This is a genomic window from Paenibacillus sp. GCM10012306, assembly GCF_042649265.1.
Taxonomy (GTDB): domain Bacteria; phylum Bacillota; class Bacilli; order Paenibacillales; family Paenibacillaceae; genus Paenibacillus_AQ.
Map to the genome: position 1 here is coordinate 34,312 of NZ_JBHRYW010000002.1, position 22,588 is coordinate 56,899.

Consider the following 22,588-nt stretch of genomic DNA (forward strand, 5'->3'; position numbering starts at 1 on the left):
GGGAAGATCTTCTTGAAATACATCTTGCAAAAGAAGAGGCTCAGAGCGGCGGGAAGCCTCCTGGGACTGTTGCTGCTGCTGTCTTTTCCTCTTTCCGGCTGTATGTATCCAGGGGAACCGGAACGGCAGTCAGGGGGGAATTACCGTGAGAGTGTCAAGCGGATACAGGCAGCCGTTGACGATTACCAGCAGGAGGAGGGGCTACTCCCGATTCTGAATGCCGATGAGACAACACCACGATACGAGAAGTTCAGAATTGATCTGGACAAGCTGAACAAAAAAGGGTATCTGGACGACATCCCGGCCACAGCCTTTGAGAAGGGTGGCAGCGCATATTTTCTAATCCAGGATGAAGAAACTAATCCTAAGGTGAAAGTCATGGACCTAGTGACCGTACAGAAGGTTAATGATGTCCAGCGTCAAGTGAATCGCTACAAATCTTCCCATGGTGGGGAGCTGCCGGTGGCAGAGGCGTTATATCCAGGCCTGCATACCATTGATGCCAAGAAAGCGGGAACGGCTAGCATTACGCTGAACAGTGTATACTCTGGCCAGCCTCTTGAATTTATTATGGATAGTGAAGGTACGGTGTACGTTGATTATGTATTCGATATTATGAATGCCATCGACAAGAATGGTGGCGAACATAAAGAAGGGCAGGATCTGCGATTTGAACTGGAGCAGGCCTCCTATTATGTTCCGGTAAAATCCCTTCCCTACCAGTGGATTAACGGACAGCCTGTTCCTCAGCCCCCAAGTTGAGAGAGATTAATAATCTAACTGTCCTAATGTCCTATGAGTAACGGTTGCCCTGTTGGGTAGCCGTTTCTTTTTTTTCCACCTTATGTATACGGTTCTATCAGAGTTACCTTCCTCATATGATTGATGAGAAAGCTTCCGGGCGTTTGGCCGGCCCGCAACCTAAGCGCAGGCTCCTCTTATGATTTTTATACGAATTGCGCGAAAGCAGGTCATAAATCCGTACCGGATACATATGATGATACTAGTCCAAATGCATGTCCGAGCATTCGGAGTTTAGCGCGGGACCGTACGTTCCGTATCGCCAAGCGGCTAAGCTACGAGCGGGCATACGAAGGTCCGGTTAGTGTCCTGCCTTAGGGTCATGATCACCGGCGGAACGCGAAGTCGATGCTCTGCAGGCATTTTTTCTTCGGAAGTATATGAGGAGGGGATCTCTTTTGGAAAAAGTGGATATTTTCAAGGACATTGCCGAGCGAACCGGCGGAGATATTTATCTTGGCGTCGTCGGCGCGGTCCGCACGGGTAAATCAACATTTATTAAGCGCTTCATGGAGACTATCGTCTTGCCTAACATCACGAGTGAAGCGGATCGAGTAAGAGCTGTGGATGAGCTTCCGCAAAGTGCGGCCGGCAAAACAATTATGACAACAGAACCGAAATTCGTCCCCAACAATGCGGTGCAAATTAAGGTCGCGGAAGGGCTGGAGGTAAACGTTCGGCTGGTCGATTGTGTCGGTTATGCGGTTGATGGGGCCAAAGGTTACGAGGATGAGAATGGTCCGCGCATGATCTCGACACCTTGGTTCGAAGAACCGATTCCGTTCCAGGAAGCGGCAGAGATCGGAACTCGCAAAGTCATTCAAGAGCATTCCACACTGGGGGTTGTCGTCACTACCGATGGCACTATCGCAGAAATTCCCCGCGTCTCCTATGTGGATTCAGAAGAACGCGTCATTGCCGAATTGAAGGAGGTAGGCAAGCCTTTTGTGCTTGTTATCAACTCTACCCGGCCACGCAGTGAGGAAACTCAGCAGCTTCGCAGTGAACTTGCTCTCAAATACGATATTCCAGTCATGACCCTAAGTGCAGCCAACATGTCCGAGGATGATGTGACCGGAGTTCTACGTGAAGTACTCTATGAATTCCCTGTGCATGAAGTGAATGTGAATTTGCCGAGCTGGGTGATGGTCCTTGGCGAGAACCACTGGCTGCGCAGCAGCTATGAGAATTCGGTTCGCGATACGGTCAAAGACATTCGTCGTCTGCGCGATGTTGATCGGCTGGTCTCCCAGTTCACTGAATATGATTTTATCGAAAGAGCCGGTCTCAGTGGGATGAACATGGGGCAGGGGGTAGCCGAGATTGACCTGTTTGCCCCGGAAGAGCTGTACGATCAAGTTCTGGTGGAAGTGGTCGGGGTTGAAATTCGCGGCAAGGATCATCTGCTCCAGCTTATGCAGGAGTTCTCACATGCCAAGCGCGAGTATGATCGCTTCTCCGAAGCGCTGGAGATGGTCAAGACCACAGGCTACGGCATAGCCGCACCATCGCTGGCTGAAATGGCTCTGGATGAGCCGGAGCTGATTCGTCAGGGCTCGCGCTTCGGGGTCCGGCTGAAAGCCACAGCACCATCCATTCATATGATCCGCGTCGATGTTGAGTCGGAATTCTCGCCGATTATCGGAACGGAGAAGCAGAGTGAAGAGCTGGTCCGCTATTTGATGCAGGACTTCGAGAACGATCCGATCAAGATCTGGGAGTCGGATATCTTCGGACGGTCACTACACTCCATCGTCCGTGAGGGCATTCAGGGTAAGATCGCTATGATGCCGGATAACGCCCGTTACAAGCTTCAGGAAACGCTGGGCCGGATCATTAACGAAGGCTCGGGTGGATTGATTGCGATCATTCTTTAACCAAATAGACACAATGAAAGAGCAGGAGCCTTCCTGCTCTTTTTTTGCTAGCTGCAGCTGTTTTTATGTTAGCATAGGACCTGAAAATCATGCAGGTTCGCCATTGCGGCTGATACTTTCTGCTCCTTTTTTAAGTAACGCCTTGAAATTATGGATGGGCTGTATTACTATAAGTTTGTTGCGCTTTTAGGGTCTAAGGGCGCCATTGTACTTTAATAAACGGGATTATCACGTATATTTTGCGTTGAAACGGAAAGAGTGAATGATACCGGAAATTTACTATAGGGAGGTGAAAAGATATGAATAAATCTGATTTGATCAATGTTGTTACTGAAGCAACTGAACTTCCCAAGAAAGATGCTACCAAAGCGGTAGATGCTGTATTTGAAGCCATCGCGGAAGCTCTGCAAAACGGTGACAAAGTTCAACTGGTTGGATTCGGAAACTTTGAAGTGCGCGAGCGTTCTGCACGTAAAGGCCGTAACCCGCAAACTGGTGAAGAAATCGAAATTCCTTCTAGCAAGGTCCCAGCGTTCAAACCGGGTAAAGCTCTTAAAGACGGAATCAAATAAAGATTTCTACATATCGACCCGATTTTTCGACAAACACGATGCCGCCCTCCCAGGCGGCATTTGTTTTTGAGACAGTCTAAGGACAGATTAATAGGTTCAGAGGAGGATCAGAGATGACGGAGAACAAGAGCGGCGGGAACCCGCTTCCTTCAGGAAGCGACTACATCGTGATCAAGGCTAAGGAAAACGGAGTGCAGGTAATCGGATTGACACGCGGTCTGGACACACGGTTTCACCATACAGAAAAGCTGGATAAAGGCGAGGTGCTGATCGCCCAGTTTACCGATCATACCTCAGCGATGAAAATCCGCGGAAAAGCCGAAATTTGGAGTAAACACGGACAACTGGAGAGCGAGAGCTGAAAAGCAGGCATAGCCTGCTTTTTTTCGAAATATAAGTAAGTATGAATCATTTCATAAGTCCGCATCATGAAATTGATTCAGTATGTCTTTTCGTATAAATAGACAATGCGGCGGAAACGATGGATAAGAAGGGGGGCGTAACTATGAATCGGACTTGGTGGATCGGGGCCTTGCTGCTGTTGACGGCGGGCTCGGCTATACTATTGCCGCAGTTTGCAGAGCTGGAATTATCACTCCGGCAGGAGCGCGGAGCGGTTGAGACCTTCAGTGAAGGCAGCCATAATGTGCTGGACGACACTAATCTTGTGGATGCCATAGGAGCGCTTCCTCTGACATTATCCATTGGCAGTGTTGGTTGGGAGAACGGGGTGTTGTCGCTTGATCTGATGGTAACAGGCAATGATCATGAGCCAGAGGAGCTGTACCGCAATATGGCCCAGGCGATTGCTTTTGCCATTCAGGACACGTCTAACGTGAAACAGTTGCTGCTGCGTATTGTTGCCGAAGATAAGTGGACCCAGACCCGCAGATTACTGCTGGCCGGAGATATTCGCCGGCAGGAATGGTCGGGAGAACTGCAAAGAGAGCTTTTGAACACGGGAAATCATCCCCTCTCGGGACACCTTATAAGCAGTTTCAGGATTAGCGAAAGCGACCTGTGGAAAAACCAGTTCATTTCTCCCTGACCTGGGTAAAAGAAACTAGGACGCCTTATCGTGCGTCATAAAAAAACATGTGATATAATAGACAAGATTGTGAGCAAAGATATTGTATTAACGTCAATGGCTTCGGAGGCTAAAATGAAACCGTACCGCATACCGCAACTGGCTACACCCTACACTGACTACGACATGATTCAGCGGCACACGGAATTGCCGCCGTTTTCGGATGGCCGGAGTCATTTGTTATATATTTTTCTGAACCAGGGCTCCTCTGCTGAAGGACAGGGCAGTGAGCTGTACACGCTGGTCACCGCACTGGCACAGCTTGGTCTTGATACCCATGAGGGAATTGATCGGTCGGAGAATGATCCCGGAGGCGATTTCATGCGCTCCCGGCAATTGAAAGTGCTGGCAGGCGATTATTTCAGCAGCTGGTTCTACCATTTGCTGTCAAGACGCGGTGAGGTGGCACTTATCGGTACACTGAGTACTGCCATTGCTGATTTCAATGTCACAAAAGCCCAGCTTTACAGAAAGATGAAGGGCATGCAGCTTACTGCTGATGAATATTTGCGGTACAAGGTACAGCTCAATATGGTGCTGTTTCTTTCTTTTACTCCCAAGATCGATTCCGCACTGGCCGGTTTGTGGGAGAATCTGCTCGCAGAAATCAGTCTGTGTGAGGCGCTGGCTATGGAACTGCGCCGCAGCAATGATCTCTCTCAGGCGGTGGATAGCTACAGTTACTGGAAGATGCTGGAGCTGGGATCTGAAGAGGAGCAGTGGTTGTTGCGCGAAAGGGAACTCGAGCTGAAGGATTGGAAGAAGCTGATGATGAAGTATAAATGTGATTCCCTGCTGACGGACAAGCTGCATCAATGCATTCAGTCCATACAGGGGCTGCTGCAGGGAGTGAAGGATGAGGAGCTTCTGACGGAACTTAATACCTTGCTGAATGGCTTCCTGCTGCAGATGGAAATTCCGGGACAAGCAGCCGTGGAGGGGTAATGATGACTATGGAGAAAACAACGACATCCGTCCATGTAGACGGAGTCAAACCTAAAGAGCAGTTTGTACATTCCGTGTTTGAGAGCATTGCAGGCAAATATGATGTCATGAATGATATCATAAGCTTCCGGCGCCACAAATCGTGGCGGAAATTTGCCATGAAGAAAATGGCAATGCGTCACGGAGATACCGCTGTGGATCTTTGCTGCGGCACCTGTGACTGGAGCATCGCTCTTGCTGAGAAGAGCGAGACAGGTTCAGTTATGGGGCTGGACTTTAGTGCCAGCATGCTTGAGGTAGGTCGCCGTAAAGTGGAGGCACGGGGCCTACAGGACCGTATTTCGCTGGTCGAGGGCAATGCGATGGAGCTGCCGTTCGGCGATAATTCTTTTGATTATGCAACAATCGGCTTTGGTCTCCGCAATGTGCCTGATCCTGTGCAAGTCTTGAAAGAGATGCAGCGCGTGGTGAAGCCGGGCGGCATGGTGGTATGTCTTGAGCTGTCCAAGCCGATGACACAGCCTTTCAAAGGTATTTATTATTTTTATTTCAAACAAATTCTTCCTTTAATGGGCAAGCTGTTTGCGAAGCGCTATGAGCAGTACAGATGGCTACCCGAATCATTGGCTCTGTTCCCTGACCGGGAGCAGTTAGCTGCTATTTTCCGTGAAACCGGACTGAACAAAGTGGAATCCTTCCCCTTGACCGGAGGCATCGCGGCACTACACATTGGGCTCAAGGAGAAGTGAGATGTTTAAGAAAATCGGCATCTTTTTGCAAATGATCAAGTTTGAACATACTGTTTTTGCTTTGCCCTTCGCATTTATGGGCGCATTACTCGGTTCGGTGGTTATGTTTGGTACGCTGCCGTCCTGGGCGCAGATTGGCTGGGTTGTTGTGGCCATGTTTGGCGCGAGAAGCGCGGCTATGGGTTTAAACCGGTTAATTGACCGGGTCAGTGACGCCAAGAACCCACGTACAGCTGGACGAGCCATCCCGGCAGGGTTACTCAAGATTGGAGAAGTCGTCATCTTTATCGCTTTTTCGTTCTTCTTGCTCTTCTGGGCTGCATTTAAGCTGAATCCGCTGTCGATGAAGTTATTACCGATAGCCGTCTTTTTTCTTGTTTTTTATTCTTTTACCAAACGTTTTACCTGGGCTTGTCACCTTATTCTTGGCCTGACAGTGGCGCTAGCTCCACTAGGCGGCTGGGTGGCAGTAACCGGAACGGTGGATCTTACGGCCATGGTGTTCTACTTCACGATCGTATTCTGGTTAGCAGGGTTTGATGTTATCTACGCCTGTCAGGATGTGGAGTTTGACACGAAGGAAGGCTTACATTCCATTCCTGTGCGGTTTGGCGTGGCTAAGGCGCTGGTTATTGCTCGCGTATTTCATATTTTAACCAGTATTGGTTTTATATCCTTGCTATTCATGGCCAATTTGAGCTGGTGGTATGCAGCGGGAATGATTATTGCGTACATCATTCTGTTCTATGAGCACTATATTGTTACTCCAAATGACTTAAGTCGTTTGCAGACTGCCTTCTTCACCATGAACGGTGTGCTTAGTATCGTTGTTTTCTCATTCACATTGATTGACCTGGTGGTGCAATACTATAAATGATTACTTCTACACCTAAAAGTTTTGTTGTGGGCATTACAGGGGCGAGCGGCGCGATATACGGCGTTCGCCTGACGGAAACTCTGCTGTCCATGGGGCATGCCGTGCATCTTGTAGTAAGTACAGCAGGCTGGCGTGTCTTCAAGGAGGAGCTGGGCTTCGCCGTCTCAGACCGGGAAGGCTTTTTGAACGACACGTTCAAAGGCCATCCCGGTTCTCTGCATTATCACCCGGTTGCTGATATTGGGGCTTCAATCGCCAGCGGCTCTTTTCGTGTAGAGGGCATGATTATTATGCCGTGCTCTATGGGAACACTTTCTGCAGTAGCGAATGGCGCTTCTGATAACTTGATGAGTCGTGCGGCAGATGTCATGCTGAAGGAAGGACGCCCGCTGGTGCTGGTGCCACGCGAGACGCCGCTGCATGCGATACATCTTGAAAATATGCTGAAGCTGGCTCGCTTGGGCGTTCGCATCATTCCGGCCATGCCGGCATTTTATCATGGTCCGCAAAGCATGGACGATCTGATTAATTTTATGGTGGGCAAGGTACTGGACAGCCTGAATATTGAACATCAGCTATTTCGTAGATGGGGGGAGTAAAGAGATGAGCAACAGTGCTACTGTAATTGGAAAAATAAGCTATACCAACTCATGGCCGGTCTTTCACAACTTTCATCCTTCTTCCCTGAAACATCCTGCAGTAATGGTCAGTGAGGTACCGGCCGTGCTGAACCAGGGTATGAGTGAGGGGAGCATCCATGTCGGCGCTCTATCTTCCTTCGCCTACGCAGAGGCTAGTGATCGTCTGCTGCTATTGCCTGATTTGTCAGTTAGCTCCAATGGTCCTGTAAGGTCCATTCTCCTGTTCTCCAGAAAGCCGCTGGAAGAGATCGGGCACGGAACTATAGCGGTTACCAACACATCGGCAACTTCGGTCAATCTGCTGAAGATTATTATGCAGAAAGCGATTGGAGGAAGTCCACAGTACATAAGTGCAGAACCTGATTTGGACGCAATGATGGAGCAGGCTGATGCCTGTCTCTTGATCGGAGACAATGCCATCAAGGCTTCCTGGCAGAATGAAGGGTATCTGGTGACCGATCTCGGTGAGTTCTGGAAAAAGTGGACCGGACTTGGCATGACCTTTGCAGTCTGGGCGGTGAACCGGGATGCGGCGCGTAACAAATTCGATGCGGTCGCGGAAATCGCAGAAGCCTTTGCTGAGAGCAAACGGCGCGGGGTGCGTGATCTTGCGCCCATCGTGTCTGAGGCCATACGTGCGGTTGGCGGTACGGAGGCTTACTGGTACGGATACTTCCGCAATTTGTGTTATGACTTTGAAGAAAGGCAGCAGGAAGGTTTGAACCTCTATTTCCGCTATGCCTATGAAATGGGCCTGCTGCCGCAGGAAGTGAAGATGGAGCTTTGGAGCCACAATCTGCTGACACGGGTGAAGGAATGAAAAGACTGCAAATATTTGGCATGCTTAATAAAGATATGGACCAGATTGAAAAAGAGCTATACCGCAGTGTGCAGGGTGACGACGAACTGCTGACCGAGACCTCGTTGCATCTGCTGAAGGCTGGGGGCAAACGTCTGCGCCCTGTCTTTGTACTCATGGGAGGCAAATTCGGAACTTATGACCTGGAGAAGCTTAAGCGTGTGGCCGTGCCCCTGGAGCTGATTCACAGCGCTTCACTGGTCCATGATGATGTCATAGATGATGCCGAACTGCGCCGCGGCGAGCCGACGGTCAAAGCCAAGTGGGATGAGAAAATCGCCATGTACACAGGGGATTATATCTATGCCAAGGCCCTTGTGATGACAACGGAACTGAAGAATCCACGCATTCATGAGATTTTATCCAAAGCGATGGTGGAAATGTCTATCGGAGAGATGGAGCAGATCCGCGATTTTTTTAACAGCGGGCAGAGTGTCCGCCATTATCTACGGCGTATCCGCCGGAAGACAGCACTGCTGATTGCGATCAGCTGCCAGCTTGGTGCGCTTGCCGCAGATGCGGAGCCAGAAGTAGCGCGGCTGCTCTACAATTACGGCTACAACGTCGGCATGGCGTTTCAGATCCGTGATGATCTGCTCGATCTTTCCGGAACGGAGAAACAAATCGGGAAGCCGCCGGGCAGTGATATGCGACAGGGCAACATCACTCTTCCTGTCATATACAGCCTGGAGGATGAGCGCTTGCGGCTCCCGCTGCTGGAGGAACTGGATGCCATTCGCAAAGGACATAGCGGGGTAGGCCGTGCCATTGACCTGATCCTGTCAGGAGAGGGGATTAGCAGGGCCGAGGAGCTGGCTTCCCGTTATATTGAGAAGGCGCTGGCTGCGCTTGAAGCACTGCCGAATAACAAAACCAAGCGGAGTCTCCGCGATATTGCTTTTTTCGTAACAGGTCGAGCTTATTAAATGATTTAAGCGTTCACATAAGCCCAAGTTTCTGCTAATATCAGAAAGTATATACTTCCTTAAATTCTCATAAACACCCATCCTATGTATAGGAAAATGGAGAGTGACCCATGGAAAAAACATATCTGATGATTAAGCCGGACGGTGTTCAGCGCGGATTGATCGGGCGAATTGTAGCCCGTCTGGAAGACAAGGGCTTTAAGCTGGTAGCTGCCAAGCTGATTCAAGTTACGGAAGAGCAGGCCAAGAGACATTACGCAGAGCATGAAGGCAAGGATTTTTTCCATGAGCTGGTGGGCTTCATTACGTCTGGTCCTGTATTTGCTATGGTCTGGGAAGGCGATGATGTGATTGCACTCAGCCGTCTGCTCATCGGTAAGACCAAAGTAGGGGAGGCGCTGCCGGGTACGATTCGCGGCGATTTTGCCAGCCACACCCCGCTTAACCTGATTCATGGCTCCGATTCGCCGGAAAGTGCGGAACGGGAAATCGCCAATTTCTTTGCTCCCGAAGAGTTGGTGCAGTATAACAAAGACATCGCAGTCTGGATGTAAGTTTCGGGCGGGAGGCAGGAGATACAATGTCTGATATTGACAATCAAACAGTAACAACAGACCCGGATTATCTCGGGTTTATTCATAACGTCAAACAGAGCACAGGTATTGATCTGGCTCAGTATAAAGAAGCGCAGATGAAGCGTCGTCTGACGACGTTGCGGATGAAGAATAATTATAGAAGCTTCACCGATTTCTATGCGGCGATGCTGAAGGATAAGGCCTTATTCTATGAATTTCTGGATCGAATGACAATTAATGTATCGGAATTTTGGCGTAACCCCAATCGCTGGGAAGTGCTACGGGATACTATCTTGCCGGAACTGGAGCGTTCCAGCCGCAGGTTGAAGCTGTGGAGCGCTGCCTGTTCGACCGGGGAAGAACCGTATACGCTGGCGATGATATTGTCCGATAAAGGCATTCTAGGGCAGACCGGTATTCTGGCTACAGACATTGATGACGGTGCCTTGGCGAAGGCGAAGCAGGGCCTGTATCTGGAGCGTTCCATCAAGGATGTGCCGAAGGATGTGGCGGACCGTTACTTTGCACCAGAAGGTCCGGTTCTCAAAGTCAGCGATTCTCTGAAAAAGCATGTTGATTTCCGCAAGCAGAATTTGCTGCTGGACAAGTTCGATGACGGGTTCGACCTCATTATTTGCCGCAATGTGATGATCTATTTCACGGAGGAAGCGAAGCATAAGCTGTATCACAAATTCGCTCAAAGCCTTCGTCCCGGCGGATATCTTTTTGTCGGCAGCACGGAACAGATCTTCACTCCGGGACAGTATGGCTTTGAAACGACGGAAACGTTCTTCTACCGGAAAAAATAAAGCCTTCTTTTTCATCTTTTAAACAGCCTGCACGTATACTTTGCACGGGTTCCAGCGATACTGGATCTTAGACAGCAATCTGAGTACGAAGCGAAAGGTCGTTTAATTGATGGACAAAAGTAAGGTTATTGCCGCCTATCGGCGCGGTTTCATTACCGTTCGTGAGTGCGGGCAGATTCTCGGCATGGATGATGTGCAGCTTAAGACCCTGCTGCAGCTGGAAGCGGACCAAAAAGTCCTGCCTACGGCCAGACGGCGTGTCGGCAGTTGATCACCATCACCCGGGCCCAGAGCGGCGCCGTTTATACCCAAAAGGGTGTAGGCGGCGCTTTTTAACTTCCAGAAGGGATCTCTGCAATGAACTGACTTCCTTGTCAAAGCGGATTCCCTATACTATAATGAGCAAAGATCATCAACATTTTAGCGGTTTACAGTTTAAAAGTGTGAAGGGGGAACGCAGCATGAGTTTACGCTATTTAACAGCGGGGGAAACGCACGGCCCCCAGCTTACTGCCATTATTGAGGGATTGCCAAGCAATCTTACACTGAATTTTGAAGAGTTGAATTTCCAGTTGCAGCGCCGTCAAAAAGGATATGGTCGTGGCCGACGGATGCAAATTGAGAAAGATACCGCCAATATTGTCGGGGGTGTACGTCATGGTTACACCACAGGTGCTCCAGTTGCGCTCGTTGTAGAGAATAAGGACTGGACACACTGGAGAAATATCATGAACATCGAGCCGATTCCGGGCAACGACGAAGAGAAACGCCGGGTGAATCGCCCACGTCCAGGTCATGCGGATCTTAACGGTGGTCTGAAGTATAACCATACTGACCTACGTAATGTACTGGAGCGCTCCAGCGCACGCGAGACGGCAGCAAGAGTAGCCTGCGGTGCGGTGGCTAGACAGTTTCTGGCCGCGTTTGGCGTGAAAATTGCTGGACAGGTTATTCGAATCGGCGAGATTGAAGCGCCTGCGAACGATCTGCCAATCGATGAATTGATCGCCCGTACAGAGGAATCCTCTGTAAGAGTTGTGGATAAAGAGACAGAACAAAAAATGGAGTCCTACATAGACAAGATCAAGGAAGAAGGCGACTCCATTGGAGGCATCGTCGAGTGTATTGTTGAAGGTCTTCCTATCGGACTAGGTAGTCATGTTCAATCCGATCGCAAGCTGGATGGTGCCATTGCCGGAGCGGTAATGTCCATTAATGCGTTCAAGGGCGTAGAGATCGGCATCGGCTTTGAAGCAGGCAAGCTGCGCGGTTCGCAGGTTCATGACGAGATTGCTTACGAGGCGTCCAAAGGCTACTACCGGTCGAGCAATCGTCTGGGCGGTTTTGAAGGTGGTATGACCAACGGTATGCCAGTAGTGGTCCGCGGCGTGATGAAGCCGATCCCTACTCTCTATAAACCACTGCAAAGCGTGGATATTGATACGAAGGAGCCATTCACGGCTCAAGTAGAACGTTCGGATGCTTGCGCAGTACCGGCGGCATGTGTAGTTCTGGAGAACGTTGTAGCTTGGGAAATTGCGAAAGGCTTCCTTGACAAATTCGGTGGAGATTCCATGGAAGAAATCAAAGTCAACTACGACAACTATCTCGCCCAACTGGAGCGTTACTAGTCATGCGTAGCATCAGGGTGGAATTGGGTGAACGTTCTTATCCGATTCATATCGGCAGCGGCTTGCTGGTGGAGATTGGCGAGCGATGTACGGAGGCCGGATTCCCGGTTCGCAGCCCGCTGCTGATCGTCAGCGATTCGGAAGTAGCCCCGCGCTACCTTCCGGCATTGGAAGCTGCTCTGCGGAATTATGGCTACACTGTTGTTAGCCATGTATTTGAAGCGGGTGAAGCTTCGAAGTCGCTGAAGGTCTATGAAGAAGTCATGACCACAGCCATCCAGGCTGGGCTGGACCGCCGTTCGGCGGTGCTGGCCCTGGGTGGTGGTGTTGTTGGCGATTTGGCGGGCTTCGTGGCTGCGACCTATATGCGGGGAATTGGCTTCCTCCAGATTCCTACTACGATATTGGCGCATGACAGTAGTGTAGGCGGCAAGGTGGCAGTGAATCATCCGCTGGCGAAGAATATGATCGGTGCTTTTTATCAGCCGTCAATGGTGCTCTATGATTTGGATACGCTGGCTTCATTACCGGCACGTCAAGTCTCTTCCGGACTCGCTGAAGTAGTGAAGCATGGCCTCATTCTGGATAAGGATTTTGCCTACTGGTGCCGGGAGCATGCGGCTGAACTGCTGGCACTGCAGCCTGAAGCTCTAGGTTATGCGCTAGAACGCGGCTGTGCCATTAAGGCTCAGGTCGTGTCAACCGATGAACGTGAGCAGGGTCTGCGTGCCATTCTGAACCTTGGCCACACAATCGGTCACGCGATTGAAGCGGTTGGCGGCTATGGGGTATTCCTGCATGGGGAAGCCATTGCCATTGGAATGGCAGGTTCGGCACTTCTGGCTGTGAAGCTGGGACGTGACCAATCCATCTATGATGAGACGGTCTCCATGCTGACGTCGCTTGGACTTCCGGTCACTCTTCCTGCCGAGTACAGTGAGGACGAGCTGATGGAAGCCATGATGCATGATAAGAAATTCAAGGAAGGCCGAATGACCTTTATCGTACCGGATGAGATCGGAGCGGTCAGTATTGTTGATGATGTGCAGGCATCGCTGGTACGCGAGGTTATTGCACAGCTCAAGAAGGAGGGAAGCCCGTGGTAAACCGGGGAATTCGCGGAGCAACAACCGTGACGGGCAATGAAGAAGCAGAGATTCTGCGGGAGACCGTTGTGCTGTTGCGGGAGATCGTAGAGCGCAATGATGTTATTGCCGAGGATATTTGCAGTGTCTGGATAACCATGACTGAGGACCTGGATGCTACATTTCCGGCCCGTGCCATTCGGGAGATAGAAGGCTGGGAAATGGTGCCTCTGATGTGTGCCGTTGAGATTCCTGTCAAGGGCAGCCTGCCTCAATGTATCCGCCTGATGGTACAGGTTAATACGGAGAAGACACAACGTGAGATTCATCATGTTTATTTGAATGAAGCACGCAAGCTTCGTCCAGACCTAGCACAGAGCAAGTCATAAATTCATGATTCGGGGTTGTCAGTGACCTCTGTCATCATGTATAGTGTAGTTAGCCGAGTATAGCAGAGTTTAGTTTAGTTGAGATGAGTATAGCTGAGTTGAGTACAGGATTTTAGATGAGATTAGCTGAGAGCATAGAGTGAGGAAGATTCTTTTTTTGAGTTGTCTGATTACAGGTGAAGTGTATTCAGTGCAGCCATTTAAGGATATTTCTGCAAATGCGCTGCTGATTTGTCCTATACTTTATTTCATATACTTACTTACACAAACCTCTACTTCGGTAGAGGTTTTTTTGATTTTATAAACCAACCATTCCCTCAGGAGGTACCCAATGACGAATCCGAGTGTTGAACAAGTAGTGGCGCTGTCGCGGGACTATAATCTGATCCCTGTTGTAAAACGGCTGCTTGCCGATATGGAGACGCCGATCCGGCTCTTCCAGCGTTTTGCTTCACGTGACCACGCATTTTTGCTTGAAAGTGTGGAAGGCGGCATCCAGTGGGCCCGGTATTCCTTCATTGGCAGCGACCCGTTCTTGTTGATCTCTGGCAAAAAGGGAGTGATCGAGGTTGAGGTTGGCGGCGAGAAAAAGCACCTGAAAGGTAAACCTATAGAGGAGCTTAAGGCGCTACTTCGTTCCTACCGTAGTCCCAAGCTGCCGGAGATGCCCCCGTTTACGGGTGGCGCAATCGGATTCTTCGGATATGATCTGCTGCAATATTATGAGAAGCTCTCCCCACATGCCAACGATGATCTGAAGATGGATGATATCCGCTTTATGTTTTGCGACCGGATTATTGTGTTCGATCATGTGAAGCAGCAGCTTCTGCTGATTGGCAATCTGCATATCAAGGACGGCGACACCGATGCAGACATTCGCGCCAATTACGAGACCCTTAGTGCGGGGCTGGAGGAGATGGCCGAAGAATTACAGAAAGAAGGGCCCAAGGAGAACGTCAACAAACGCAGTCTTCCAGAAGACATTGAGCTCGGGGATATCCACTCGAATCTGACGAAGGAACAGTATATGAACAATGTGGAGCAGGCTAAGGAATATATCCGGGCTGGGGATATTTTTCAAGTGGTGCTGTCCCAACGGCTGCATATTGAAACTGAGGTCTCACCGCTTCATGTCTATCGACTACTGAGAACATTGAACCCTTCACCTTATATGTATTATTTGAAAATGGATGAGGAGATCATCGTCGGCACCTCGCCAGAGGCGCTGGTCAAAGTAGACGGTAGCCGGGTGGAGACGCGGCCGATCGCCGGAACTCGTCCCAGAGGCCAGAATGAAGCTGCGGACCGTGCGCTGGCTGCTGAATTGCTGGAGGATGAAAAAGAGCGCGCCGAGCACCTGATGCTCGTCGATCTTGGACGCAACGATCTCGGCCGGGTCTCAAAATTCGGCACTGTAAAATGTGATTCATTCATGGAGATTGAGAAATACTCACATGTCATGCATATGGTCTCCGGGGTGTCAGGCACATTGGCCGATGATAAGGATTTCTTCGATGCCTTCCTGTCCTGCTTGCCAGCGGGCACGGTCTCCGGTGCACCGAAGCTGCGGGCGATGGAAATTATCGCAGAGCTGGAACAGGAAGCGCGGGGGGCTTATGCAGGCGCTATAGGTTATCTCGGATTTTCCGGTAACATGGACTCCTGCATCACAATTCGCACAATTATTTTCCGTGAAGGCAGAGCCTATGTGCAGGCCGGGGCCGGGGTTGTGTGGGATTCGGTTCCCGAGAAGGAGTACGAAGAAACAATGAACAAGGCGAAAGGTATGCTGAAGGCGATCCGGATGGCAGAAGCGATGTTTCCGGCTCAGGTCCAAGAGAAACAGGTAATCAATCAGGATTACATGTATGAATATACCCCTTGATAGAATCATTCAACTGAACAGGAGGAAGAGAGCATGGAAGCAACGAAATTGATACAATCGGGACTCGCCGGTTTGATCGAAGGCAAGGATCTTTCCCGCAGCGAGGCGCGGGACATTATGGGCGCGATTATGGACGGCAAGGCATCTTCTGCGCAGATTGGCGCCCTGCTGACCGCGCTGCGGATCAAAGGGGAGACCGTAGATGAAATTACTGGGTTCGCGGAAGCGATGCGTGGATTCGGTACGCATGTATCCACAGAGAGCGCTCGCCTGCTAGACACTTGCGGCACAGGCGGCTCCGGTATTCATAAGTTTAACATTTCCACAGTCTCGGCGATTATTTCGGCAGCAGCGTCGGTACGGGTCGCCAAGCACGGCAACCGTTCCGCCTCAGGGCGCGCGGGCAGTGCTGATGTGCTAGAGGCTCTGGGTGTTAATATCCATCTCAATGCCGAGCAGGCACGTCAATGTCTGGACAGCATCGGCATTTGCTTCCTGTTCGCACAGATCTATCATCCCTCCATGCGGCATGCTGCGGCACCGCGTCGTGAGCTGGGTGTTCGTACAGTATTCAACATGCTGGGGCCGTTGACCAACCCCGCCGGGGCGGACCGCCAGCTTCTTGGTATCTATGACCGCAGCAAAACAGCAACTGTAGCGACTGTCCTGAAGGAGCTTGGCTCCAAGCGAGCGATGGTTGTCAGCAGCCTGGATGGTCTGGATGAGATCAGTATCTCGGCACCGACATTGGTGTCAGAACTGAAGAACGGTGTAGTGAGCACCTATGAGGTGACACCACAGGAGCTGGGCCTCACGATGCATCCACTGGAAGACGTACTGGGCGGTGATGCAGCTGAGAATGCGGCAATTATTACATCGGTACTGCAAGGCCAAGTCAGCCCGTATCGGGATATCGTTCTGGCGAATGCGGGAGCCTGTATCTATGTAGCAGGTCTTGCCGATACGCTGGCCGGGGGCGTAGAGAAAGCTAAGGCAGTAGTGGATTCGGGGCAGGCATTATCCAAGCTGAAACAGCTTGTAGCGATGACGGAGGAGCTTAACTATGTATCTTGATAAAATTGTTGCCACCAAGATTAAAGAAGTAGAGACGCTGGCGGCCAGCTTTTCGCTAGCCCAGGCTGAACGTGATATTGCAGCATTGCCGGGAACGAGAGGCTTCCGTGAAGCCCTGGTAAGCCGCAGGAACAGAGGAATGGGATTGATCGCCGAAGTGAAAAAGGCGTCGCCCTCCAAGGGATTGATCCGTGCCGATTTCGACCCTGTTGCCATTGCCAGGGGCTATGAAGCAGGAGGCGCGGATTGCTTATCCGTGCTGACGGACAAGGAATATTTTCAAGGTAGCGGTGCGTATCTGCAACAGGTTCGCGAAGCCGTCGGACTGCCGCTGCTGCGCAAGGATTTTATTATTGATGAGAAGCAAATCTATGAAGCCCGCCTGCTTGGTGCGGATGCAGTGCTGCTGATTGCGGCCATTCTTACACCGGCAGCGCTGGCTTCATTCACAGATACGGCCGGTAGTCTTGGTCTCGATGTGCTAATTGAGGTGCATGATCGAACCGAGCTTGCGACTGTATTGGATACTGGAAAAGGAACGGCCTCACATGTGCTGCTGGGGATTAATAATCGCAATCTGCGGACGTTCGAGACTTCGCTTACTACCACAGCGGAACTGGTCAGAGAAATCCCGGCGGGTGTGCCGATAATTAGCGAGAGCGGGATTGCCGGGCCTGCAGATATCGCCTATTTAGGTACAACAGGGGCGCAGGGTGTGTTGGTCGGAGAGTACTTGATGCGCCAGCCGGATGTAGAGACTGCCGTGAATATTTTGCTCGGTCCTCTCCCCGAAGGAAAGGGCCGTGTCCGTCATGGCTGAGACAAAGGTAAAAATCTGTGGACTTCAGGACGTTGAAGTGCTAAAATCTATGGAGCGCTTGCCTTTGGATTATATCGGATTCGTCTTTGCTCCCAGTCGTCGAAACGTGACACGGGAAAAAGCCGCAGAGCTGGTCTCTGAGCTGCGGAATTGGAAGACCGGCAGCATTCCCAAGGCTGCCGGTGTCTTTGTCAACCCTGAGCTGGCAGAGCTCAGAGCGTTGCTTGATGATGTGCAACTGGATGTCATTCAGCTGCACGGAAACGAGAGCCCGGAGTTTTGCCAGGCGGTGAAGCTTGCTTTTCCTGGAGCCCAGGTATGGAAGGCACTATCGGTACAGGAGACAGACAGTGCTGCTGCCGGAAAGGGTCCAGCTTCTCTTGAATTATACGCAGGGAGTGTGGATGCGCTCCTGCTCGATACCTATGATCCCCTGCAGAGTGGAGGCTCCGGCCGTACCTTTGCCTGGGAACTGATTCCGGCTTACCGTGAAGCAGCTGCTGCACATGGATTGCCGCTGTTTGTCGCTGGCGGGCTTCATCCCGGCAATGTTGGGGAACTGCTGGAGCAATACGCACCAGACGGCGTAGACGTCTCCAGTGGTGTAGAGAGCGACGGCATCAAGGATATTATCAAAATGACCGCTTTTGTGGAAAGGGTGAAGCAATCATGACACAGGTACCGGACCAGCATGGACGTTTCGGTTCTTTCGGGGGCCGCTTCGTACCCGAGACTTTGATGAACGCACTGATTGAGCTGGAGGAAGCCTACCGCAAGCATTCGGCAGACCCTGCTTTTCAGGAAGAAATAGATTATCTGCTTAAGCAATACTCCGGGCGTGAGACTCCGCTGTATTACGCGGAACGCCTTAGCAAGCATCTGGGTGAAGCGAAAATCTATCTGAAGCGGGAAGACCTGAACCACACCGGCGCGCATAAGATCAACAACGCTATCGGTCAAGGGATTCTGGCCAAAAAGATGGGGAAAACAAAGGTGATCGCCGAGACAGGCGCAGGTCAGCATGGTGTTGCTACCGCGACTGTGGCAGCGCTGCTCGGGATGGAGTGCAAGGTATTCATGGGTGAAGAGGATACTCGCCGCCAAGCCTTGAATGTGTTCCGTATGAAGCTGCTCGGCGCAGAGGTCATTCCCGTAACCTCTGGCACACGCACGCTCAAAGATGCCGGTAACGAAGCACTACGCTACTGGGTCAGCCATGTGGATGATACGTTCTACGTACTGGGTTCAGCAGTAGGGCCGCACCCATATCCGATGATGGTTCGTAACTTCCAACGAGTGATTGGAGATGAGACCCGCCGCCAGATTCTAGAGGCTGAAGGCCGTCTGCCGGATCTCTTGATCGCGGCAGTCGGAGGAGGCAGCAATGCCATTGGCATGTTCTATCCTTTTGTAAAAGATGAGAATGTAGGAATGATCGGTGTTGAAGCAGCGGGTAAAGGGGTGGACACGCCTTATCATGCAGCTACTATGAGCAAGGGAACCCAAGGGGTCTTCCAGGGCTCCATGAGCTATCTGCTACAGGATGAATATGGTCAGGTGCAGGAAGCCCACTCCATATCGGCAGGTCTGGATTATCCGGGAGTCGGACCAGAGCACTCCTATCTGAAGGATATTAAGCGTGCGCAGTATGTGCCGATTACCGATGCCGAAGCGCTGGATGCGCTGAAGCTGCTGTCTGTTACGGAAGGCATCATTCCTGCCCTGGAGTCGGCTCATGCCATTGCCCAGGCCGTGAAGATTGCACCGACCCTGACGAAGGATGATATCGTGGTCATCTGCTTGTCTGGACGTGGCGATAAGGATGTAGAATCGATAATGGCGTACACGGAAGGGGCAGAAAAAGCATGACAACCGAAACAACGAACCGGATGGATCTGGTGTTCCGGAAGCTGAAGGCAGAGGGACGTACGGCGCTGATTCCTTTTCTTACCGTTGGTGACCCCGATCTGGAGACGACATTAGCCATTATCGCTGAGCTGGAAGCTGCAGGAGCCGACATTTTGGAGCTGGGCGTTCCATATTCCGATCCGCTTGCGGACGGTCCGGTCATCCAGCGGGCCTCCACACGGGCACTGCGCGGACAGGTTAATATCCGCATCTGTATGGAGACCGCGCTCAAAGCGCGTCAAGCCGGCAGCCAGCTGCCGTTCATTTTGTTCACCTACTACAATCCCGTTCTGCAAATGGGCCTCGATACCTTTTTTGCCGAGCTTAACGCTTATGAAATCAGTGGCCTGATTATTCCCGATCTGCCTATCGAGGAAGCGGAGGATATGCGCAACCGCAGTCGTGAAGCCGGGATTAATCTCATACCATTGGTGGCTCCAACCTCCAGTGAGCGTATTGCTCGAATCGTGAATGGGGCCAGCGGTTTCGTGTATTGTGTATCCTCGCTGGGCGTTACAGGGGAACGCTCCTCTTTTCATGAAGGCGTCGATGCCTTTATCCAATCCGTACGACAAGCGACAGATCTTCCGGTTGCTGTGGGATTTGGGATCTCGACTGGTGAGCAGGTAGCTCGCTTCGCCAAGATTTGCGACGGAGTTGTGGTGGGGAGTGCCATCGTCCGCAAAGTGGAGGATGTGATTCCACTACTGGATAACCCTTCCACACGCCAGGAGGGGCTGTTGCAAATTCGCGAATTTGTGGCACAATTAAAACCATAACTACAATTTGGAGAGCGAGGAAGGGTTCATGAATCCTAAACCGAATATCGTAGACTTGCCAGTCTACAAACCAGGGAAACCTATTGAAGATGTTAAAAGAGAGCTTGGCTTAGAAGAAGTTATCAAGCTGGCTTCGAACGAGAATCCTTACGGGGCTTCACCAAGCGCGAAAGCCGCTATTATCAAGGAACTGGACAATCTGTATCTTTACCCGGACGGGTCGGCTGTTGAATTGACAACTGCGCTGGCTGCTCATCTTGGTGTGAAGAATGACAATATTATTTTTGGCTGTGGCTCTGACGAAATCATCGCATTGATCACTCGTGCATTCCTCTTGCCTGGTGATGAGACGATCATGGCTGATCAGACCTTCTCTGTCTATAAGAGCAATGCGGACATCGAAAGCGCGATTACAATCGAAGTGCCGCTGATCGACGGAACGCATGATCTGGACGGTATCCTGGCCCGTGTTACGGACCGCACCAAGATCATCTGGATCTGTAACCCAAATAACCCTACAGGAACGATTGTAGCGCATGATGCTCTGCTTGCATTCCTGGATGCCGTGCCTGCACATGTTATGGTTGTGCTCGATGAGGCTTACTGTGAGTATGTAACTGATCCCTCCTACACGGACGGCATCAAGCTGCTTGGTACCTACCCTAACCTTGTAGTGCTGCGTACTTTCTCCAAAATCTACGGATTGGCCGCCCTGCGGATTGGCTATGGTGTTGCCAGCCCGACTATCATTTCGTTGATCAACAAAGTGCGCGAGCCATTCAATACGACCCGTGTCTCTCAGGCAGCAGCGTTGGCTGCTCTGCAGGATCAGGACTATGTACAAGAATGTCGTCGTCTTAACCGTGAGGGCATTGTACAGCTTCAAGGAGAGTTTGAACGTCTTGGACTGAAGTCTTTCCCGGCGCATGGTAATTTCATTATGGTGGATGTGCGTAAGCCTGGGACGGAGATCTTTGATGCGTTACTTCGCAAAGGGGTCATCATCAGAGCAGGTCATCAAGTGTATCCAACTTACATTCGTGCTACGGTGGGTTCCACTGAGCAGAATAAAGCCCTAATCGCTGCACTCGAAGCAGTGTTGTCCGAGCAGGGTGTGCTGGCATAACGGGATACAAATGAACTGAAATCACAGAAGGCAGGTAGTTCAAAGAACATGACGACAAAAATAGCAATATTCGGTGTCGGTCTGATCGGAGGCTCTCTGGCCCTTTGCTTTAAAGGCAAGGAGGGCCTGACCGTTGTAGGCCATGCCCACCGTCCTGAACTCGTTCAGAAATACATTAGCAGAGGCGTGGTCGATCATGCCACGCTTTCTGTCGAGGAAGCGGCACTTGATGCCGATTTTATTTTCTTATGTGTGCCTGTAGGACTGCTGGAGGAATATCTTATTCAGCTCAGTAAGCTCCCGCTGAAGCCAGGCTGCATCATCACGGATGTTGGCAGCACCAAAGCCAGCATCTCCGCATGTGCGCTCACGCTTGATTTGCCGGATGTGCATTTTATTGGTGGGCATCCGATGGCAGGCTCCGAGCGTTCCGGGGTGGAAGCAGCCTCTTCACTCTTGTTCGAGAACGCCTACTATGTGCTAACACCTCCACCTGATGTACCAGAGGAGGCCTATAATGCACTATCATCTCTGCTTTTACATACGAAAGCACAGATTGTAAGGCTGGACCCCGAGCACCACGACGAGATCGTTGGTGCGATTAGCCATCTGCCGCACATCATAGCTGTAGCGTTGGTGAACCAGATTCATGCCTACGACAATAAGGATTCGCTCTACAGCACACTGGCTGCGGGTGGCTTCCGTGATATTACACGGATCGCTTCCAGTGATCCCGTGATCTGGCGTGATATTCTGCTCAACAACCGTTCCGTGATGCTGCGCCTGTTGAAGGACTGGAACCAGGAGGTCGATGCTTTTATCACCTTGCTGGAGGCTGGGGATGGAACTGGGATTGAACAGGCTTTCCACGAAGCGAACAGTTTCCGCAGCCAGCTTCCGGAGCGGCGTAAGGGCATGATCACGCCGTTGTTCGACCTTCATATTGATGTTCCGGACCATCCGGGTATTATCGGACGGATTGCGACTGAACTGGGCGATCAGGGCATCAACCTCAGCAACGTGCAGATTATTGAGAGCCGGGAAGATGTTCCCGGAATCATGCGTCTGTCCTTCCGTCAGGAGACGGACATGGAGCGAGCCAAGATCCTGCTGCAGCAAAAAGACTATACGGTATATGTGTAAAAGCCGGGGCGTGATGCCCCGGCTTTTTTT

Annotated in this window: 26 protein-coding genes; all 26 read left to right on the plus strand. The window is 51.1% G+C overall.

Going from position 1 to position 22,588, the window contains the following annotated elements; translation table 11 throughout:
• Positions 1–12 precede the first annotated feature (12 nt).
• The 26 genes from ACFORK_RS03870 (at position 13) to ACFORK_RS03995 (ending at position 22,558) form a co-directional block, all read left to right on the plus strand.
• On the plus strand, positions 13–762 hold the full coding sequence (locus ACFORK_RS03870; RefSeq protein WP_379195868.1) for a hypothetical protein: 750 nt from the start codon (positions 13–15) through the stop codon (positions 760–762).
• Between the two features lie 123 nt (positions 763–885).
• Positions 886–1,119 (plus strand): hypothetical protein, encoded by a 234-nt coding sequence (locus tag ACFORK_RS03875; RefSeq protein WP_379195870.1) that lies wholly within the window; start codon positions 886–888, stop codon positions 1,117–1,119.
• An 80-nt stretch (positions 1,120–1,199) separates the two neighbouring features.
• Positions 1,200–2,678 carry a stage IV sporulation protein A gene (spoIVA, locus tag ACFORK_RS03880; protein WP_379195872.1) on the plus strand — a complete coding sequence of 493 codons (1,479 nt, stop codon included), beginning with the start codon at positions 1,200–1,202 and terminating at the stop codon, positions 2,676–2,678.
• A gap of 299 nt (positions 2,679–2,977) precedes the next feature.
• Positions 2,978–3,250: an HU family DNA-binding protein gene (locus ACFORK_RS03885; protein WP_066363296.1), complete on the plus strand. Its 273-nt coding sequence runs from the start codon at positions 2,978–2,980 to the stop codon at positions 3,248–3,250.
• A gap of 113 nt (positions 3,251–3,363) precedes the next feature.
• A complete protein-coding gene (gene mtrB / locus ACFORK_RS03890) occupies positions 3,364–3,612 on the plus strand; it encodes a trp RNA-binding attenuation protein MtrB (protein WP_066363294.1) in 249 nt (82 codons plus the stop codon).
• Positions 3,613–3,755: 143 nt separating this feature from the next.
• A complete protein-coding gene (locus ACFORK_RS03895; RefSeq protein WP_379195875.1) occupies positions 3,756–4,298 on the plus strand; it encodes a hypothetical protein in 543 nt (180 codons plus the stop codon).
• Between the two features lie 114 nt (positions 4,299–4,412).
• The gene (locus ACFORK_RS03900; RefSeq protein ID WP_379195877.1) at positions 4,413–5,282 is read left to right on the plus strand and encodes a heptaprenyl diphosphate synthase component 1; all 870 of its coding nucleotides are present in this window, start codon (positions 4,413–4,415) and stop codon (positions 5,280–5,282) included.
• A gap of 2 nt (positions 5,283–5,284) precedes the next feature.
• A complete protein-coding gene (locus tag ACFORK_RS03905; RefSeq protein WP_379195879.1) occupies positions 5,285–6,031 on the plus strand; it encodes a demethylmenaquinone methyltransferase in 747 nt (248 codons plus the stop codon).
• A 1-nt stretch (position 6,032) separates the two neighbouring features.
• Positions 6,033–6,908, plus strand: a complete 876-nt coding sequence (locus tag ACFORK_RS03910; protein ID WP_379195881.1) for a UbiA-like polyprenyltransferase — start codon at positions 6,033–6,035, stop codon at positions 6,906–6,908.
• The gene (locus ACFORK_RS03915; protein ID WP_379195883.1) at positions 6,905–7,507 is read left to right on the plus strand and encodes a UbiX family flavin prenyltransferase; all 603 of its coding nucleotides are present in this window, start codon (positions 6,905–6,907) and stop codon (positions 7,505–7,507) included. The genes ACFORK_RS03910 and ACFORK_RS03915 overlap by 4 nt, the downstream gene beginning before the upstream one ends.
• Positions 7,508–7,511: 4 nt before the next feature.
• The gene (locus ACFORK_RS03920; protein ID WP_379195885.1) at positions 7,512–8,369 is read left to right on the plus strand and encodes a menaquinone biosynthetic enzyme MqnA/MqnD family protein; all 858 of its coding nucleotides are present in this window, start codon (positions 7,512–7,514) and stop codon (positions 8,367–8,369) included.
• Entirely contained in the window at positions 8,366–9,334 is a 969-nt protein-coding gene (locus ACFORK_RS03925; RefSeq protein WP_379197084.1) for a polyprenyl synthetase family protein, read from the plus strand. The genes ACFORK_RS03920 and ACFORK_RS03925 overlap by 4 nt, the downstream gene beginning before the upstream one ends.
• A gap of 110 nt (positions 9,335–9,444) precedes the next feature.
• A complete protein-coding gene (gene ndk / locus ACFORK_RS03930) occupies positions 9,445–9,888 on the plus strand; it encodes a nucleoside-diphosphate kinase (RefSeq protein WP_379195887.1) in 444 nt (147 codons plus the stop codon).
• 26 nt (positions 9,889–9,914) lie between these two features.
• The gene (locus ACFORK_RS03935; RefSeq protein ID WP_379195889.1) at positions 9,915–10,718 is read left to right on the plus strand and encodes a CheR family methyltransferase; all 804 of its coding nucleotides are present in this window, start codon (positions 9,915–9,917) and stop codon (positions 10,716–10,718) included.
• A gap of 109 nt (positions 10,719–10,827) precedes the next feature.
• Positions 10,828–10,989 (plus strand): hypothetical protein, encoded by a 162-nt coding sequence (locus ACFORK_RS03940; RefSeq protein WP_379195891.1) that lies wholly within the window; start codon positions 10,828–10,830, stop codon positions 10,987–10,989.
• Positions 10,990–11,179: 190 nt separating this feature from the next.
• Complete coding sequence (gene aroC, locus ACFORK_RS03945; RefSeq protein ID WP_379195893.1) at positions 11,180–12,349, plus strand: chorismate synthase; 1,170 nt, start codon at positions 11,180–11,182, stop codon at positions 12,347–12,349.
• A gap of 2 nt (positions 12,350–12,351) precedes the next feature.
• Positions 12,352–13,455, plus strand: a complete 1,104-nt coding sequence (aroB, locus tag ACFORK_RS03950; RefSeq protein WP_379195895.1) for a 3-dehydroquinate synthase — start codon at positions 12,352–12,354, stop codon at positions 13,453–13,455.
• Positions 13,449–13,823, plus strand: a complete 375-nt coding sequence (aroH, locus tag ACFORK_RS03955; RefSeq protein WP_379195897.1) for a chorismate mutase — start codon at positions 13,449–13,451, stop codon at positions 13,821–13,823. The genes aroB and aroH overlap by 7 nt, the downstream gene beginning before the upstream one ends.
• A gap of 331 nt (positions 13,824–14,154) precedes the next feature.
• Entirely contained in the window at positions 14,155–15,708 is a 1,554-nt protein-coding gene (gene trpE / locus ACFORK_RS03960; RefSeq protein WP_379195899.1) for an anthranilate synthase component I, read from the plus strand.
• A gap of 33 nt (positions 15,709–15,741) precedes the next feature.
• Positions 15,742–16,782: an anthranilate phosphoribosyltransferase gene (gene trpD / locus ACFORK_RS03965; RefSeq protein ID WP_379195901.1), complete on the plus strand. Its 1,041-nt coding sequence runs from the start codon at positions 15,742–15,744 to the stop codon at positions 16,780–16,782.
• Entirely contained in the window at positions 16,772–17,602 is an 831-nt protein-coding gene (gene trpC / locus ACFORK_RS03970; protein WP_379195903.1) for an indole-3-glycerol phosphate synthase TrpC, read from the plus strand. The genes trpD and trpC overlap by 11 nt, the downstream gene beginning before the upstream one ends.
• Complete coding sequence (locus tag ACFORK_RS03975; RefSeq protein WP_379195905.1) at positions 17,595–18,275, plus strand: phosphoribosylanthranilate isomerase; 681 nt, start codon at positions 17,595–17,597, stop codon at positions 18,273–18,275. The genes trpC and ACFORK_RS03975 overlap by 8 nt, the downstream gene beginning before the upstream one ends.
• Positions 18,272–19,471 carry a tryptophan synthase subunit beta gene (gene trpB, locus ACFORK_RS03980; RefSeq protein WP_379195907.1) on the plus strand — a complete coding sequence of 400 codons (1,200 nt, stop codon included), beginning with the start codon at positions 18,272–18,274 and terminating at the stop codon, positions 19,469–19,471. The genes ACFORK_RS03975 and trpB overlap by 4 nt, the downstream gene beginning before the upstream one ends.
• The gene (gene trpA / locus ACFORK_RS03985) at positions 19,468–20,289 is read left to right on the plus strand and encodes a tryptophan synthase subunit alpha (RefSeq protein ID WP_379195910.1); all 822 of its coding nucleotides are present in this window, start codon (positions 19,468–19,470) and stop codon (positions 20,287–20,289) included. The genes trpB and trpA overlap by 4 nt, the downstream gene beginning before the upstream one ends.
• Positions 20,290–20,317: 28 nt before the next feature.
• Complete coding sequence (gene hisC, locus ACFORK_RS03990) at positions 20,318–21,415, plus strand: histidinol-phosphate transaminase (RefSeq protein ID WP_379195912.1); 1,098 nt, start codon at positions 20,318–20,320, stop codon at positions 21,413–21,415.
• A 48-nt stretch (positions 21,416–21,463) separates the two neighbouring features.
• Positions 21,464–22,558, plus strand: a complete 1,095-nt coding sequence (locus ACFORK_RS03995) for a prephenate dehydrogenase (protein WP_379195914.1) — start codon at positions 21,464–21,466, stop codon at positions 22,556–22,558.
• Positions 22,559–22,588 lie beyond the last annotated feature (30 nt).

Coding starts and splice junctions, on each gene's coding strand:
- ACFORK_RS03875 (WP_379195870.1), top strand. CDS start 886: ATGAGAAAGCTTCCGGGCGTTTGGCCGGCCCGCAACCTAAGCGCAGGC.
- ACFORK_RS03885 (WP_066363296.1), top strand. CDS start 2,978: ATGAATAAATCTGATTTGATCAATGTTGTTACTGAAGCAACTGAACTT.
- mtrB (WP_066363294.1), top strand. CDS start 3,364: ATGACGGAGAACAAGAGCGGCGGGAACCCGCTTCCTTCAGGAAGCGAC.
- ACFORK_RS03895 (WP_379195875.1), top strand. CDS start 3,756: ATGAATCGGACTTGGTGGATCGGGGCCTTGCTGCTGTTGACGGCGGGC.
- ACFORK_RS03900 (WP_379195877.1), top strand. CDS start 4,413: ATGAAACCGTACCGCATACCGCAACTGGCTACACCCTACACTGACTAC.
- ACFORK_RS03905 (WP_379195879.1), top strand. CDS start 5,285: ATGACTATGGAGAAAACAACGACATCCGTCCATGTAGACGGAGTCAAA.
- ACFORK_RS03910 (WP_379195881.1), top strand. CDS start 6,033: ATGTTTAAGAAAATCGGCATCTTTTTGCAAATGATCAAGTTTGAACAT.
- ACFORK_RS03915 (WP_379195883.1), top strand. CDS start 6,905: ATGATTACTTCTACACCTAAAAGTTTTGTTGTGGGCATTACAGGGGCG.
- ACFORK_RS03920 (WP_379195885.1), top strand. CDS start 7,512: ATGAGCAACAGTGCTACTGTAATTGGAAAAATAAGCTATACCAACTCA.
- ACFORK_RS03925 (WP_379197084.1), top strand. CDS start 8,366: ATGAAAAGACTGCAAATATTTGGCATGCTTAATAAAGATATGGACCAG.
- ndk (WP_379195887.1), top strand. CDS start 9,445: ATGGAAAAAACATATCTGATGATTAAGCCGGACGGTGTTCAGCGCGGA.
- ACFORK_RS03935 (WP_379195889.1), top strand. CDS start 9,915: ATGTCTGATATTGACAATCAAACAGTAACAACAGACCCGGATTATCTC.
- ACFORK_RS03940 (WP_379195891.1), top strand. CDS start 10,828: ATGGACAAAAGTAAGGTTATTGCCGCCTATCGGCGCGGTTTCATTACC.
- aroC (WP_379195893.1), top strand. CDS start 11,180: ATGAGTTTACGCTATTTAACAGCGGGGGAAACGCACGGCCCCCAGCTT.
- aroB (WP_379195895.1), top strand. CDS start 12,352: ATGCGTAGCATCAGGGTGGAATTGGGTGAACGTTCTTATCCGATTCAT.
- trpE (WP_379195899.1), top strand. CDS start 14,155: ATGACGAATCCGAGTGTTGAACAAGTAGTGGCGCTGTCGCGGGACTAT.
- trpD (WP_379195901.1), top strand. CDS start 15,742: ATGGAAGCAACGAAATTGATACAATCGGGACTCGCCGGTTTGATCGAA.
- trpC (WP_379195903.1), top strand. CDS start 16,772: ATGTATCTTGATAAAATTGTTGCCACCAAGATTAAAGAAGTAGAGACG.
- ACFORK_RS03975 (WP_379195905.1), top strand. CDS start 17,595: ATGGCTGAGACAAAGGTAAAAATCTGTGGACTTCAGGACGTTGAAGTG.
- trpB (WP_379195907.1), top strand. CDS start 18,272: ATGACACAGGTACCGGACCAGCATGGACGTTTCGGTTCTTTCGGGGGC.
- trpA (WP_379195910.1), top strand. CDS start 19,468: ATGACAACCGAAACAACGAACCGGATGGATCTGGTGTTCCGGAAGCTG.
- hisC (WP_379195912.1), top strand. CDS start 20,318: ATGAATCCTAAACCGAATATCGTAGACTTGCCAGTCTACAAACCAGGG.
- ACFORK_RS03995 (WP_379195914.1), top strand. CDS start 21,464: ATGACGACAAAAATAGCAATATTCGGTGTCGGTCTGATCGGAGGCTCT.